The organism is Agrobacterium sp. 10MFCol1.1 (assembly GCF_000381165.1).
Lineage (GTDB): Bacteria > Pseudomonadota > Alphaproteobacteria > Rhizobiales > Rhizobiaceae > Agrobacterium > Agrobacterium tumefaciens.
Genome location: NZ_KB906072.1, coordinates 754,582 through 768,866, shown reverse-complemented (window position 1 = coordinate 768,866; position 14,285 = coordinate 754,582). Strand labels below are relative to the sequence as shown.

The window sequence follows — 14,285 nt, the reverse complement described above, 5'->3', positions numbered from 1 at the left end:
CGGGACCGGCATCGATGAAGACAAAAATGGCAACACGATTGGCAGCGATCCTGGCAGCGGTGTTAATGAGCGCTTCCGCGCAGGCGCAGACCGTTTTTCAGAATGGTTTTGCTCCGGCTCCAGATGCCTATGCGAACCTGCCGGGTGTCAAGGACCCGCGAACGCTACAGCCCAAGGTGCGTTACAATTGCCATAGCGAACTCGGTGTAACTGGATATGCCCGCGGCCCATACCGGGATGTTTTCGGTAGCCGCGGTCTGCCGGTTCAGGGCTATCGCTGCACCGATGAGAACGGCATCTCCAGCTTCGGTGGCAGAAATCCCATCTCCAAGGACTGGTATCCCGGCATCAATCCAGTCGACCCGACCTTCTGAAGTAATATGACTTAAAGCGGCGTTTGCGCCGCCCGCACTCTGGACTTGTTGTTGCTTTTTCAGATAAATCTTTGACATGACAGGTTGATAATACCTGCCGAGGTGCGGGGTGACGTCGGCCCTGCCGATGTTCTGGGCCGATGCTGGGGAATGCAAGCATGACGAAGACCGATATAGCAACCCGTGTCCACAATCACACCTGGAAACTCGATCCGATCGTCCGCAGCCTGATCGATACGGATTTCTACAAGCTGCTGATGTTGCAGATGATCTGGAAACTCTATCCGGAAGTCGACGCGACGTTTTCGCTCATCAACCGCACGAAGACGGTGCGGCTGGCGGAAGAGATCGACGAGATGGAACTGCGCGAGCAGCTCGATCACGCGCGTACCCTGCGCCTCTCCAAGAAGGAGAACATCTGGCTTGCGGGTAACACCTTCTACGGCCGCTCGCAAATCTTCGAGCCTGAATTCCTCTCCTGGCTTTCGAGCTACCAACTGCCCGAATACGAGCTTTTCAAGCGCGACGGGCAATATGAGCTGAATTTCCACGGCCGTTGGATGGATACGACACTCTGGGAAATCCCGGCGCTGGCGATCATCAATGAGCTACGCTCGCGCAGCGCAATGCGCTCGCTTGGTTATTTCACGCTGGATGTTCTCTACGCCCGCGCAAAGGCCAAGATGTGGGAAAAGGTCGAACGGTTGCGGGAACTGCCGGGCCTGCGCATTTCCGATTTCGGCACCCGTCGCCGCCACAGTTTTCTGTGGCAGCGCTGGTGCGTCGAGGCGCTGAAGGAAGGCATCGGCCCTGCCTTCACCGGCACGAGCAATGTCCTTCTCGCCATGGATTCCGACCTTGAGGCGGTCGGCACCAATGCGCATGAATTGCCGATGGTGGTTGCGGCGCTGGCGCAGACCAACGAGGAATTGGCCGCAGCACCCTATCAGGTTCTGAAGGACTGGAACCGGCTTTACGGCGGCAATCTGCTGATCGTGCTGCCCGATGCTTTTGGCACGGCGGCCTTTCTGCGCAACGCGCCGGAATGGGTGGCGGACTGGACGGGCTTCCGTCCCGACAGCGCGCCGCCGATCGAAGGCGGGGAAAAGATCATCGAGTGGTGGCAGAAGATGGGCCGTGACCCCCGCAAGAAGATGCTGATTTTCTCAGATGGTCTCGATGTCGATGCCATCGTCGATACATACAGGCATTTCGAAGGCCGGGTGCGCATGAGCTTCGGCTGGGGCACCAATCTGACCAATGATTTCGCCGGTTGCGCGCCGAAGACCATCGCCAGCTTGAAGCCGATTTCCATTGTCTGCAAGGTCAGCGACGCCAATGGTCGGCCAGCCGTGAAACTCTCCGATAATCCGCAAAAAGCGACAGGCGAACGATCCGAGGTGGAGCGTTATCTGAAGTTCTTTGGTGAGGAAGATCTCAAGGAACAGAAGGTTCTGGTTTGATTAAGGCCGGGCGCTCCTCTTAACGAAGCGCCCGTGGGCCAGTCAGATCAACCGTGGTACCGACTTACTTCGCAAACTGGTGTGTGATGTAATGGAAGAGTGCTCTGATACCTTGAGCCTCGCCGCCGATCGATGAATGGTGCCTTTCGCTCAAGGACCAGCCGTAAATATCGAAATGTGCCCATTTTTTCGTATTGGTGACGAAACGCTTCAGGAACAGGGCGGCGGTGATCGATCCTGCCATGCCGCCTGATGGCGCGTTGGTGATATCGGCCGCGCGTGAGCGGATATCCTTGTCGTACCCCATGTAGAGTGGCATGCGCCAAAGGGGATCGTCGGTATCGATGCTGGCTTCCGCAATATCGTGGGCCAGATCGTCGTCATCGGTATAGAAGGGCGGCAGATCCGGGCCGAGAGCAACGCGGGCGGCACCCGTGAGCGTTGCCATGTCAATCATCAGGTCCGGCGCATCCTCGTCTGCATAGGCCAGCGCATCGGCCAGAACGAGACGGCCTTCCGCATCCGTATTGTCGATCTGTACCGTCAGGCCCTTGCGGCTCCTGTAGATGTCACCGGGACGGAAGGCGTTGGCGGAAATGGAGTTTTCGACGGCGGGCACGAGGACGCGAAGATTGACCGGCAGTTTCGCGTCCATGATCATCAGCGCAAGACCGAGAACATTGGCCGCACCACCCATGTCCTTCTTCATCAGCGCCATGGAGGCGGCTGGCTTGATATCGAGACCACCAGTATCGAAGCAGACACCCTTGCCAACGAGGGTCAGGCGGGGATTTCCCTTCTTGCCCCAGTTCATTTCCAGAAGGCGCGGTGCGCTTTCGCTGGCGCGGCCGACGGCGTGGATGAGTGGGAAGTTTTCCTTCAGCAGATCGTCGCCGGTAATGACGCCCACCTTTGCCTTGTAGTGTGCGGCAAGGCTGCGGAAGGCGATCTCAAGCTCGTCCGGTCCCATATCGTTGGCCGGAACATTGATGAGATCGCGGGCGAGGAAGACGCCGGCCAGAACGCGCTTGATCTCGCCATCTTCGGCATCCTGCGGAATGAGAAGCTTGGCCCCGCTGGTTTTGGTTGTCTTGTATTTGTCGAAGCGGTAGCTGCCGAGGCCGAAACCGAGAGCCAGCCGATTGGCCGTCAATGGCGCGGTTTCAATATGCCACTCGCCTTCGGGCAGCTCGCGGGCCAGTTTTCCGGTTATGAACGGGATTTCTGAGGGATTGCCGCCAAGGCCGAGAAGAACGCCACCCAGCGAACCATCGGAAGAGGGAACAAGCAATACGGCGCCTGCTTCGGCCTTGAAACCCGCTTTTTTCGCCCAGTCCAGAGCAACAGGATCGATGGCACCCTGTTCGATATGGGCTGGCGTCACGGCGAAAACCGGCAGGGTGCTGCCAGCCTTGGAGCTGAAAGGTGTCGGGCGTTCGATGAACTGATAGGGCGCCATGGTCTGCTTTCGTAACTGTCGAGAATCGGTGCGATTAACGCTCTGTTAGGGTTAACAGATTATTGCTTAAGCGAAAGTTGCGTCATGTGAGTCTGTCGTATGTCGGGCGCAAGATCGATAATTCTTGGGCTGGAGCACTGCCATGACTGCTTTTTCTTTGAGCGAGACAGGTCGGACAGGCTTACTGCGGGGAGCATGTCTCGCAGCGCTGGTTTTCGCCGTTTCCGGATGCGCGAGCACCAACAAGCCGGATCGCATGTCCACCGGCTCCATTCCTGCCACCACACGCTCCTATGACCACATGAACATGGACCAGCTCCGGCAGGCGGAAGAGACGGCCGGCAAGGCCTATGAACGCAGCCCCAAGGACAGGTCCGTCGGCATGAATTATGCCAACGTGCTGATGATGACCGGCAAGAACACGCAGGCGCTCGCGGTCATGCAGCAGATCGCCATCGCCAATCCGGCCGACCGCGAGGTGCTTGCCGCCTATGGCAAGGCGCAGGCAGCATCAGGCCAGCTCGAACAGGCCCTTTCAACCATCCAGAGAGCACAGACGCCTGATCGTCCAGACTGGCGGCTGTATTCTGCCGAAGGTGCCGTGCTCGACCAGCTTGGCAGGTCGAACGAGGCCCGCACAAAATACCGACAGGCACTCGATCTCAAACCGAACGATCCAAGTGTGCTCTCGAACCTTGGCATGTCCTATGTCCTGTCGAGCGATCCCCGTACCGCCGAGACGTATCTGCAATCGGCCATCGCCCAGCCGGGCGCCGACAGCCGCGTTCGCCAGAACCTCGCGCTCGTGGTGGGTCTTCAGGGACGGTTTGCCGAGGCTGAGCGCATCGCGGTTCAGGAACTTTCGCCACAGCAGGCACAGGCAAATCTCGGTTATCTGCGTGCAATGCTGTCGCAGCAGAATTCCTGGCAGCAACTGGCGAAGAAGGACAACAAGCCAGCAGGCTGATGCGGGTTCAGGCACGTCCATCAATACCAGATCGCAGATAATATTCACAGCTCCGTCTCATCACTCGCTACCGCCTACAGTGCGGTCGCGTTTAGCGTGTCAGAACGTATCGGCGACGCGAATGCCGGCTGGTCCGAGAATGACTGCGATGAGCACCGGCAGGAAAAATATGATCATCGGCACGGTCAGCTTTGGCGGCAGGGCGGCGGCCTTCTTTTCGGCTTCGTTCATCCGCTCGTCGCGGCCTTCCTGGGCCAGAACGCGCAACGCCTGAGCCAATGGCGTGCCGTATCGTTCCGCCTGGATAAGTGCTTGCACCACGCTTTTGACGCCGTCCAGCTGCGTGCGCATGCCAAAATTCTCAAGTGCGATGCGCCGGTCCTGAAGGAAGGAAAGCTCCGCTGTCGTCAGCATCATTTCCTCCGCCAGTTCGGGCGACTGCTCACCCATTTCTTCCGCAACACGACGCATGGCGGCCTCCATGGACACACCGGATTCGATGCAGATCAGCATCAGATCCAGCGCATCCGGCCAAGCGCGCCTGATCGAGGCCTGCCGCTTGTTCATGGCGTTGGAAACATAGATATTGGGTGCGTAAAAACCCAGATAACCGAAAATGAGCACTGCCATCAGCCGGACGACGAAAGCCTTATCGGCGAGGTTTCCGAGAACGAAAACCCAGGTAAAGGCCAGGGCCAGAAAAACGAATGGCAGCACGAACCGGGCGGCAAGAAATGTGTTGAGCGCATTCTGTGAACGAAAACCCGCAGCGCGCAGCTTGTTCATCGTGTTCTTGTCGGCAAGCGCTTCCTGAAGGTTGAATTTTTCGACGATGCGGCGCGCCGATTTATTATTATTGCCACGCAGGGAGGCCTTCCCGTCCCTGGTGGCGGCGGCCAGGCGCTCACGCTCGCGGCTGCGAATGAGATCGCGCTCCGATGACACGGCTTTCATGCGCTTGGCGAAGTCTTTTCGCTCGAAGAGCGGCATGATGAGCGTATAGAGGGTTGCGAAAACCGCAAGGGTGACGAGAATGGCAATGATCGTTTGCGGGTCCGTCAGGCTGGAAAAGAGGCTTCCTGTCATGGTCGTGCCCTCATATGTCGAAATTGATCATTTGGCGCATGATGAAAATCCCGATCAGCATCCATAATCCCGACACCCCCAGAATGATGTGCCCACGCATGTCGGTGAAGAGCACCGACAGATAGTCGGGCGAGGTGAAGTGCACCAGCAGCATGACGATGAAAGGCAGCGCGCCAATAATAACTGCCGAGGCCTTTGCTTCCATCGATAACGCGTTGACTTTGGCACGCATTTTCCTGCGTTCACGCAGAACTTTCGAAAGGTTGGAAAGAGCCTCCGAAAGATTGCCGCCCGCCTGCGCCTGAATGTTGATGACGGTGCTGAAGAAGCTCACTTCGAAAAGCGGCACGGTCAGCATCATGCGCTCGATCCCCTGCGGAATGCCGATGCCAACCTGCTGCGCATCGACGACGCGCTGGAATTCCGTCTTCACCGGTTCCTGTCCGTCCGACGCGATCAGTCGCACGGCGTCGTTGAGCGGCAATCCGGATTTGATCGACCGGCACATGACATCCAGCGCATTTGGGAATTCCTCGAGGAATTTTTTCTGCCGGCGCTTGAGTATAAATCCCAATACCCATCGCGGCAGTCCCAAAGCCACGACGGCTCCTATGAGCAGAGCGATAAGCATCGACAGGCCATAAAGAAGCGCAATGACGACGGAGAAAGCAGCCGCGCCTGCGCTCAGAAGGTGGAACTGCCGGACAGAAAGTTGCAGTCCCGCCTGAACCAGCTTTTCGCGCAAACCGACATTCTTTGCTTTCTTCGCCTTTTCGCTTTGTTTCTTTTCCATTTCCCGCAGGCTGTCCTGCATGGACTTGCGGCGTTTGCCAAGTTCCTGGACCCGGTCCCGCGCGGCCTTGATGTTTGCGTGATCCGTCTCGGCGGCCTTGACCCGCTTGACGCGACTAGTGGTCTTTTTCTCGACCTCGATCTGCTGGAAGAGGAAGGCATAAGCAAGCGCCCCTGCCGAAATAGCGACAAGTGCGGCCAGTAACAGGATTGTGGGGTCCATGGCAGTCGCCTTCCTTAGAGCATTTCCGGTAAAATTGCGTAGTGGTTTTCCGTCCGGAAAATGCGTAGAAACAAAGAGTTAGAGCACGTCAGACAATTCCGTTTAAACAAGACTTGCTCTAGGATGTCTTTTCCATCTCGTCGAGCGCGGTGGCCAGGCGTTTTTCCTCGCCATAATAGCGCGCGCGATCCCAGAAATGGGGTTTGCTGATGCCCGTGGAGACGTGCTTGCCGATCAGCTTGCCGTGCGCGTCTTCGCCGTCAATTTCGTATCGCATCAGATCCTGGGTCACGATGACGTCGCCTTCCATGCCGATCACTTCGGTGATCTGCGTTATCCGGCGCGAGCCGTCGCGAAGGCGCTGGGCCTGAATGACGATATCGATAGAGCCCGAGATGATTTCGCGTACCGTCTTTGCCGGCAGGGTAAACCCGCCCATGGCGATCATCGATTCGATACGGCTGAGGCATTCCCGCGGCGTATTGGCGTGGAGCGTTCCCATCGATCCGTCATGGCCGGTGTTCATCGCCTGAAGAAGGTCGAAAACCTCCGGTCCACGCACTTCGCCGACGATGATACGTTCAGGCCGCATACGAAGGCAGTTCTTGATCAGATCACGCATGGTGATCTCGCCTTCACCTTCGATATTCGGCGGGCGCGTTTCCAGCCTCACCACATGCGGTTGCTGCAGTTGCAGTTCGGCGGTGTCCTCACAGGTGATGACGCGTTCATCCTTGTCGATGAAGCTCGTCAGGCAATTGAGAAGCGTGGTCTTGCCCGAGCCGGTACCACCAGAGATGACGACATTGCAGCGGACGCGGCCGATGATCTTGAGCAGGGTCGCGCCTTCAGGCGTGATCGCGCCGAAACGCACCAGCTGGTCTAGCGTGAGCTTGTCCTTCTTGAATTTTCGGATCGTAAGCGCCGGACCATCGATGGCGAGCGGTGGTGCGATGACGTTGACACGCGATCCATCGGGTAAGCGGGCGTCGCATATCGGGCTCGATTCGTCCACGCGTCGGCCGACCTGGCTGACGATGCGCTGGCAGATGGAAAGCAATTGACCATTGTCACGGAACCGTATGTCGGATTCGATGGTCTTGCCGCCGACTTCGATGAAGGTCTGGCCGGAACCGTTGACCATGATATCGGCAATATCATCGCGTGCGAGAAGCGGCTCCAGCGGCCCATAACCAAGAACGTCGTTGCAAATGTCTTCGAGCAGCTCTTCCTGCTCGGCGATGGACATGGCGAAATTCTTGATCGTTATGATATCGTTGACGATATCACGGATTTCCTCGCGTGCGCTCTCCGCGTCGAGCTTGGCGAGCTGCGAAAGGTCGATCGTATCGATGAGCGCGGAAAAGACTTGGCCCTTGGTATTGTAATAATCTTCCGTGCGGGCACGCTTTTTCTGCGGCGATTGCATGGGAGATTGTGCCTGCCGCGTTGCAGGCGATTGGCCGGGCTCCAAAGTGTCGATCGCCAGAGATCGCGGCTCAGGCGTTGCCTTCACCTGCTGTATGGCAGGCGCGACAAAATCCGGCTTTATGGTTCTGGCTGGGCCTTCTGGCCCGCGTTTTCCGAACATCGGCGTTTCCGTCTAAAGGCCCAGAAAGGGAGCCTATTTGCGCTTGAGAATATTCTTGAGCTTGTCCAGACCGCCGCGCTTGTTTTTGCGCAGAATGGTACGGCCTGTAATGGTATGGGCAATTTGCGAGAACGTTTCCGCGATCTGGGATTTTTCGTCCATCTCGCTGATCATGCGACCGCTGTTGGCGGCATTTCCGAACAGCTGGGTGTCGAACGGAATGATGGCAACCGGCTCGATTTCCAGTGGGTCGAGAAAATCCGCAGGGGCGATCTCCGGGCGTTTCGGCATGCCGACCTGATTGAGAACGAGATGCGGTAACTTGTCGTTGGGTCTCAGTTTTATCAGCGCGTCGAACAGGTTCTTCGTATTGCGCAGGTTTGCGAGATCCGGAACCGCCGTAATGACCACCTCGTCGGCTTCCGCAAGCACCGCTCGCGTCCAGTCACACCATTGATGGGGAAGGTCGAGAACCGCGACGGGCGCACTGCGCTGCAGGACCTCAAGAATCGGCAGAAACGCCTGACGATCGAAATCATAGGTCCTGTCGAGGAGAGAGGGTGCGGCCAAAAGTGAGAGGTGGTCGGAACATTTCGTCAGCAGACGGTCGAGGAACACCTCGTCCAGCCGTTCCGGCGAAAACACCGCTTCCGCCATGCCCTGAGCGGGATCCTGATCGAAATCGATGTTGGCCGTGCCATAGGCAAGATCCATATCCGCCAGAATGGTTTCGGTGGAGAAGAGGGTAGAGATGCCGAAGGCGCAATTATGCGCGATCGTCGACGAGCCCACCCCGCCTTTGGCACCGATGAAGGCGATGTTGCGACCGAGCGGCTCCGCTTCCGGATCAACGAAGATCGTCGCGATCGAGGCCAATAGATCGGCCATGTTGATCGGTGCGACGAGATATTCGGAAATGCCGTTACGGATGAGATCGCGATAAAGCGTTATGTCGTTGTGCCGGCCAACGATGATGACGCGGGTGGTGGGGTCGCAGACCTCTGCCAGAGGAGCGAGATCATCCAGCAGAGAAGACGGTGAGCTTGCTGTTTCGAGAACGATGAGGTTGGGCGTTGGTGAGGCGGAAAACATCGTCGCCGCCGCGTTGATGTCGCCCTTGGTTACCCGCAGGGTGACCTTGCTCATCCGCCTGTCACTGGATAAGGCATCCATCACGCGCTGCATGTTTTCGCTGACGCAGAAGGCATGGACGGATATGCGGGGCAGGGGCCGCAGGCGATCCATATCCGAGGCACGCGGCGCCGGCTGTTCGGCTTCCGCGTCGCCGCTTGACTTGATATCGTATTCTACAGCGCTCATCGTCTTTCCTGCCCTGACAATTGTTGGAACCGCGTCAATTTGGCGTCGCCGTGTTTTTGCCGCTGCGATAGGCGTCAATCACCACTGCTCGGCGCTCCGCATCGATCGGACTCATGCCACGCGGGCCAACCAGATCCATGGGGTTGGCAACCTGTGCCGCGAGATTGCTCTGGGAGGCACATCCGAAATTGTACCAGTTCTTGTTAGCAAAGGTATTGTCGGAAAGGTCTTCGGGCCATTGGCCGCATTGCCCGGTCATGGCGGTAACGGCCACATAACTCAGTCGAATGGGGGCGGCGTCGCCATTCGGGGATGCAGCGTAACGTGTTTCCATGATCTTGCCAGAAGGCACACCAGCGCCGGAAAGCGCGGAGCGGATTTGTCTCGCCATTTTTGAAGCCGCTGCCGAGTTGGCTGATCCCGATGGCATCTGGATATTGACGATACCGGTCGACATCGAGGCGTAATTCTGGGCGAAACCACGGACATTATCCGCCATTGCCGTGGTCAGCCGGCTATCGCCTGCTGATACCGGAATATCCAGCGAATGCTCGGCTTCCGACAGGGTGATCGGATGGCGCGTGCGGTAGTCGTCAGGAATGGCGTTGGTCGTCATCGGGTCGCGTGCGCAACCCTGCAACAGGCCGGCGGCAAGCGCTACCATTGCGACGAGACCTGCCCGTCTGCCCGGCAGGCTTGAGGAAAAGGAGGAAGGGTTTTCCTGCATGGCGTTTCCTGCCCGGACCGGGCTTGCTGTGAAAAGGGGATTTCGTGCGCGTGTCGTCATTTGTAGATGAACCCCACTGATCCCTGATAGGGAGCCGCCTGAACCTGGTCCTTGCGGCCATAGACCTTGTTGACACGGTTCATGAAATACATGGCGGCATCGTTTTCCGGGTTGAAGTTGTCATCCGGCCGGGCGATCTGGTTGCGCGCAACAGGACGTACCAGATAGGGCGTTGCTATGATGACAAGCTCCGTCTCGTTGCGGATGAAATCCTTGCTGCGGAAAAGCGTGCCGAAGATCGGGACTTTGGAGATGCCGGGAAGTCCTGACATGGCCTGGCGAATATTGTCCTGAACCAGACCCGCTATGACAATTGAGCCGCCGGATGGAAGTTCGACTGTTGTCGATGTCTCGCGTTTGCGGATCGACATGTAGGTAGAACCTGGGATGGTGCGGCCCGCATTTCCGGTTACAACGTTGCCTTCATATGTCGGCTCGGAAACATTGGTCTCGATCTTAAGGCTGATCCGTCCCGGTGAAAGCACGACGGGCCTGAAGTTCAACGTGATGCCGTAGTCGACCGTGTTGGTGGTACGCGTTATGGTTGGCTGGCCCGTTTCCTTATCGATGGTAACTTCCTGCTCTGCAGGCAGACGGAAATCGCCCCCCACGTAGAACTTGGCCTGTTCGCCGGAGATGGCGGTAAGACTTGGTTCGGCCAGAGTGCGCACGACACCCGCCTGTTCCATGGCGTTGAGATAGGAAGCAAAGTTGAGCGAGCCGGAGCCAATCGCGCCACTGGCTATTCGCGACGCACCGCTAATTGCATTTCCGAGATTGGACGGATTTGAAAATTCGAAACCGTTACTGCTTGTCGAGCTGCTGATGGAACCATTGAAGCCAAGCTGTTTCAGCACCTGCCGGCTAACTTCAGCTACGGTGACTTTCAGCGTCACCTGATCTTCGCCCTCAATCGTCAGCATATTGACGATCTGCGATGTCTGGCGGTTTTCGGCAAAAATCGCAGCGTCACCGCCGTTATTGCCGCCCGTCAGCGATATGTTGCGGGTAGTGGCTTCGCCGCCTTTCAGGAATGCTTCGGCAAGCTGGACAGCGCGTGCCGAATCCTGAGGTGTGCGCACTGATCCCGTGAGAACGATGTTGTCCGAAACGATCTCTACCTTGATGTCCGATTCGGGAATGAAACGACGGATATTGGCCTCAAGCCCGGAGATATCGCGCTCGACCTCAAGATCAAGACTGACGATTTCGCGCCCGCCATCTCCGAAAATGAAGATATTGGTCTGGCCCACCGTTTTTCCGAACAGATAGATGCGCTTGGACGTACGGGTTACGGCATCGGCAAGGCTCGGATCGGCGACGAGAATATCATGGGCATCCTCCGGCAGATCGATGACCAGTGCCTTGTTGAGACCGAGCTTCAGGCGCTTGCGAATGCCACTACCGCTTTCGGTGATCCGCACGATGCTCGCGCTTTGAGCCTCGGCTTCGCTGATACGCAAAAACGCGGGTGAGTGCTGACCCGGAATACCTGAAAAAGCCAGGCAAAATGCAAGGCTGCCCGCCATCGAGGAACGCAGGTGTTGTTTAATGCGCTTTGCCATGGAACCCCCGGTCATTGCGATGCTCCCTGTCCGGCTTTGACGATCGAACCGGATTTGATCACCTGAATCTCCGGCTGCCCGGAGCCGCCGTTGAGAAGGTAACCTGCTGAAAGCGTGTCGTTTTCCTGCGCATCGGCGACTGAGCGCAAAGCCAGCGTAAGGCGATCCGCCATCTGTTGCGCCACGGTGATTATTTTGGCCTGTTCGGGCGTGAGTTCGAGCGTTGCGGTTGCGCCCACGACGGCTGAGGTGCCGTCCTCGCCTTCCTTGATCTGCTGGTCGATCGCCAGAACACGGACATTGTTCAAAACATTTTCAGTTAAAAAATGACCTGAATCGCCCTTGCGGACCATGATGACATCGACTCGGTCATTCGGCAGCACGAAACCGCCAGCACCTGTCGAGACGGAAATTTCCGTGGCGACGGCGCGTTTGCCGGCCGGCAAAAGCGAGGACATGATGCGGGTGCTGGAATCTACCACTTTTTCAGGCCGTACCGGCTCGCCCTGAAACAAAGGCAGCCGCACGACAGCGCCGGATAGTTGGGTTATGGCGTTCGGGTTTTTCGCTTCCGTTATGAAGCTGTCGATGACGTTACCAGTGGGCCAGGGCGTCCAGTGTACCGAACTATCGTTCAGGCGGCTGCCAACGGGTAGGTTGACCGAGGAAACGAGAACGTTAACCGTCGGTTCCTTCTCTATGATCGTTTCCGCTTTTTCGATGACCTGCTTCGCGCCGGAAATCTGCATGGCAACGATGCCGGCAAGACCGGCGGCGACCAGGGCAACGGACAGAATGACGATACGCGACGGTTTCATGCTCGATCCTTGAGGGAATCAGATTCTTCTCCCGTCAGGATGGCCCGTCATTGGTATAATTATGGTTAATATTATGCTTGGATTTCTGGTTAACAGGCCTTTAACCTGCAGTGAACGCAGATTTCTCAGGAAAGACTTGCGATGGCGGCTTTCACAATTGGTGTTTCGCCATAGGTCAAAAGCCCGGCAATGGCGATGCCTATGCCATAGGGGATTTTCTTCGCAACCAGCAGGGAATCCGGAATGGGAATGCCGGCCGCCATGATTTCCTGCGATCGCGATCGCAAAAGCAGGATTCCAAGCGTCAAAACGCCGCCGATGAAGGTGACCGAAAGTAGAAATTCTATAAGGGAGATGTTAAAGCCGTACCAGACCGCTGCAGCAGTCAATAACTTTGCGTCTCCTCCACCCATGACATTGGTAGCGAATAGCGCAAAGCAAGCAAACAATACAACAATACCCGCAACAAGGCTCATTACATAAGTCTGCCAGTCCATGCCGGAAAAGGGGGCAACCACAGCAAAGGATAGGAGCAGTAGAAGCGGTATCCTGTTGGGGATAGTCATACTGAAAAGATCGTTGAGAGCGGCAAAGGCGAGACAAAGGGGTACGATCAGGAAAATTGCAGCTATTACCATGGTCGCCTCCCAAGGCATTTCTGTTCAAGACCGTAAGTTTTGTAATAAAAGTACGCCGCCTTATTGGCGGCGTACTTACATCTAATTTACACGCGTCTAGGCTTAGTTCGTGGCGGAAGGCGTATTGTTGCCAATTCTGGTGCCAAGGTTGGAGAACACGGTATTGAGCTTCGTGCCCACCGTCGTGGCGCCGCCGATGATGGCAACAGAAATAAGCGCAGCAATCAGGCCGTATTCAATTGCCGTGGCGCCGGACTCATCCTTCAGGAAGCGAGCGAAAATCTTGGTCATGGGTCTCTCCTAACTCTTGTGTTGTGTTCAGCACGCCGACAACTGTTTTCCGTTGTTCGGTTGCGTTCAAATTACAGGTGAGCGATTTCCAAGCGCTTAAAGAAGAGGATTAATCCAAAGTAAACGACAGGATGAGTTTCTCTTGGTAAACAAAACAAAAAAGTATTGTCTCTATTTTTATTGTTGCTGATAAACAAATATATTCCAGAGACTGTCAGTTTCTTATTTCCGGCAAAGTGTCCTCCCGGTGAGACATAGATGTTCAGTTTTGGTGCAGGACAGCGAGAGCCTCGAAAATGTTGCCATGTCAGGCATGGTTACCGTTCACATTAGGGGCCTCTATCATTTAACGCTTCATTCACTAAAAACACGCATTCTGCTGCACAGTAAGTGCGGGTAGTGAGCAGGGGCGAAACGCGTGTCATCCGGAAAACTGGCGAAAATCGTGGTCGGCTTGTCCGTCATCCTATCGGGTTCGTTACAGCCTGTTTTTGCTCAGGAAGATATATTGCGCGTTTCGATGAACCACGCCCGTGTCCTTCGCCTCGACCGCCCCGTGAGCAAGGTTATTGTCGGCAACTCGAAAGTCGCCGATGCGACGGTTGCCGATGCCACCACGATCGTGCTGACCGGGCGCAGTTTCGGTACGACGAATCTTGTTCTTCTCGATGCCGAGGGCAATCCAATCGTCGATGAGCGCATTCTCGTCTCCATCGATGAGGGCAATACGGTTCGCGTTTTTCGACAAACGGAACGGACCGTGCTTTCCTGTACGCCGAATTGCGAACAGCATTCGCAAAACAGTGGCGACAAAGACGCCCAGCCTTAAGCGAACTGCAACCCAATACCAGGTCTGAATATATCGGAATTCCGCGCGCGGGAATGGCTGGCATTTTGTCAAAGTGACAAAT

The 14,285-nt window shown here is 56.5% G+C and carries 14 protein-coding genes; 4 read left to right on the top strand and 10 right to left on the bottom strand.

What is annotated here, in order from left to right:
- Nucleotides 1-14 precede the first annotated feature (14 nt).
- Together F617_RS0104020 and pncB are read left to right on the top strand one after the other, a co-directional pair.
- On the top strand, nt 15-374 hold the full coding sequence (locus tag F617_RS0104020; protein WP_026330663.1) for a hypothetical protein: 360 nt from the start codon (nt 15-17) through the stop codon (nt 372-374).
- Between the two features lie 158 nt (nt 375-532).
- Nucleotides 533-1,837, top strand: a complete 1,305-nt coding sequence (gene pncB / locus F617_RS0104015; protein WP_003514549.1) for a nicotinate phosphoribosyltransferase — start codon at nt 533-535, stop codon at nt 1,835-1,837.
- A 64-nt stretch (nt 1,838-1,901) separates the two neighbouring features.
- Here pncB and F617_RS0104010 read toward each other — a convergent pair whose 3' ends face one another.
- Nucleotides 1,902-3,296 (bottom strand): leucyl aminopeptidase, encoded by a 1,395-nt coding sequence (locus F617_RS0104010; protein ID WP_013635292.1) that lies wholly within the window; start codon nt 3,294-3,296, stop codon nt 1,902-1,904.
- A 142-nt stretch (nt 3,297-3,438) separates the two neighbouring features.
- Here F617_RS0104010 and F617_RS0104005 point away from each other — a divergent pair, with 142 nt between their 5' ends.
- Complete coding sequence (locus tag F617_RS0104005) at nt 3,439-4,263, top strand: tetratricopeptide repeat protein (RefSeq protein WP_019564501.1); 825 nt, start codon at nt 3,439-3,441, stop codon at nt 4,261-4,263.
- A 99-nt stretch (nt 4,264-4,362) separates the two neighbouring features.
- Here the strand turns inward: F617_RS0104005 and F617_RS0104000 are convergent, their stop codons facing one another.
- The 9 genes from F617_RS0104000 to F617_RS0103960 all read right to left on the bottom strand — a co-directional run bounded on the left by F617_RS0104000 (nt 4,363) and on the right by F617_RS0103960 (nt 13,374).
- Nucleotides 4,363-5,349, bottom strand: a complete 987-nt coding sequence (locus F617_RS0104000; protein WP_013635294.1) for a type II secretion system F family protein — start codon at nt 5,347-5,349, stop codon at nt 4,363-4,365.
- A 10-nt stretch (nt 5,350-5,359) separates the two neighbouring features.
- On the bottom strand, nt 5,360-6,364 hold the full coding sequence (locus F617_RS0103995; protein WP_019564500.1) for a type II secretion system F family protein: 1,005 nt from the start codon (nt 6,362-6,364) through the stop codon (nt 5,360-5,362).
- Between the two features lie 118 nt (nt 6,365-6,482).
- Nucleotides 6,483-7,955: a CpaF family protein gene (locus F617_RS0103990; RefSeq protein ID WP_003514561.1), complete on the bottom strand. Its 1,473-nt coding sequence runs from the start codon at nt 7,953-7,955 to the stop codon at nt 6,483-6,485.
- A 33-nt stretch (nt 7,956-7,988) separates the two neighbouring features.
- Nucleotides 7,989-9,275 (bottom strand): CpaE family protein, encoded by a 1,287-nt coding sequence (locus tag F617_RS0103985; protein ID WP_003514563.1) that lies wholly within the window; start codon nt 9,273-9,275, stop codon nt 7,989-7,991.
- 34 nt (nt 9,276-9,309) lie between these two features.
- The gene (locus F617_RS0103980; protein WP_003514564.1) at nt 9,310-10,002 is read right to left on the bottom strand and encodes a CpaD family pilus assembly protein; all 693 of its coding nucleotides are present in this window, start codon (nt 10,000-10,002) and stop codon (nt 9,310-9,312) included.
- Nucleotides 10,003-10,058: 56 nt separating this feature from the next.
- Complete coding sequence (locus F617_RS0103975) at nt 10,059-11,642, bottom strand: type II and III secretion system protein family protein (RefSeq protein WP_019564499.1); 1,584 nt, start codon at nt 11,640-11,642, stop codon at nt 10,059-10,061.
- A complete protein-coding gene (gene cpaB / locus F617_RS0103970; protein WP_019564498.1) occupies nt 11,639-12,445 on the bottom strand; it encodes a Flp pilus assembly protein CpaB in 807 nt (268 codons plus the stop codon). Before cpaB ends, F617_RS0103975 begins: the two co-directional genes overlap by 4 nt.
- 125 nt (nt 12,446-12,570) lie before the next feature.
- Nucleotides 12,571-13,083 (bottom strand): prepilin peptidase, encoded by a 513-nt coding sequence (locus F617_RS0103965; RefSeq protein WP_026330662.1) that lies wholly within the window; start codon nt 13,081-13,083, stop codon nt 12,571-12,573.
- 102 nt (nt 13,084-13,185) lie between these two features.
- Nucleotides 13,186-13,374: a Flp family type IVb pilin gene (locus F617_RS0103960; RefSeq protein ID WP_019564496.1), complete on the bottom strand. Its 189-nt coding sequence runs from the start codon at nt 13,372-13,374 to the stop codon at nt 13,186-13,188.
- A 445-nt stretch (nt 13,375-13,819) separates the two neighbouring features.
- Here F617_RS0103960 and F617_RS0103955 point away from each other — a divergent pair, with 445 nt between their 5' ends.
- On the top strand, nt 13,820-14,203 hold the full coding sequence (locus F617_RS0103955; RefSeq protein WP_046205577.1) for a pilus assembly protein N-terminal domain-containing protein: 384 nt from the start codon (nt 13,820-13,822) through the stop codon (nt 14,201-14,203).
- The last annotated feature ends 82 nt before the right edge of the window (nt 14,204-14,285 follow it).

Bases quoted from the DNA above. Each gene is read 5' to 3' on its own strand.
- F617_RS0104010 (WP_013635292.1), bottom strand. From the start codon at position 3,296: ATGGCGCCCTATCAGTTCATCGAACGCCCGACACCTTTCAGCTCCAAG.
- cpaB (WP_019564498.1), bottom strand. From the start codon at position 12,445: ATGAAACCGTCGCGTATCGTCATTCTGTCCGTTGCCCTGGTCGCCGCC.
- pncB (WP_003514549.1), top strand. From the start codon at position 533: ATGACGAAGACCGATATAGCAACCCGTGTCCACAATCACACCTGGAAA.
- F617_RS0103980 (WP_003514564.1), bottom strand. From the start codon at position 10,002: ATGCAGGAAAACCCTTCCTCCTTTTCCTCAAGCCTGCCGGGCAGACGG.
- F617_RS0103995 (WP_019564500.1), bottom strand. From the start codon at position 6,364: ATGGACCCCACAATCCTGTTACTGGCCGCACTTGTCGCTATTTCGGCA.
- F617_RS0103990 (WP_003514561.1), bottom strand. From the start codon at position 7,955: ATGTTCGGAAAACGCGGGCCAGAAGGCCCAGCCAGAACCATAAAGCCG.
- F617_RS0104020 (WP_026330663.1), top strand. From the start codon at position 15: ATGAAGACAAAAATGGCAACACGATTGGCAGCGATCCTGGCAGCGGTG.
- F617_RS0103975 (WP_019564499.1), bottom strand. From the start codon at position 11,642: ATGACCGGGGGTTCCATGGCAAAGCGCATTAAACAACACCTGCGTTCC.
- F617_RS0103985 (WP_003514563.1), bottom strand. From the start codon at position 9,275: ATGAGCGCTGTAGAATACGATATCAAGTCAAGCGGCGACGCGGAAGCC.
- F617_RS0103965 (WP_026330662.1), bottom strand. From the start codon at position 13,083: ATGGTAATAGCTGCAATTTTCCTGATCGTACCCCTTTGTCTCGCCTTT.
- F617_RS0104005 (WP_019564501.1), top strand. From the start codon at position 3,439: ATGACTGCTTTTTCTTTGAGCGAGACAGGTCGGACAGGCTTACTGCGG.
- F617_RS0103960 (WP_019564496.1), bottom strand. From the start codon at position 13,374: ATGACCAAGATTTTCGCTCGCTTCCTGAAGGATGAGTCCGGCGCCACG.
- F617_RS0104000 (WP_013635294.1), bottom strand. From the start codon at position 5,349: ATGACAGGAAGCCTCTTTTCCAGCCTGACGGACCCGCAAACGATCATT.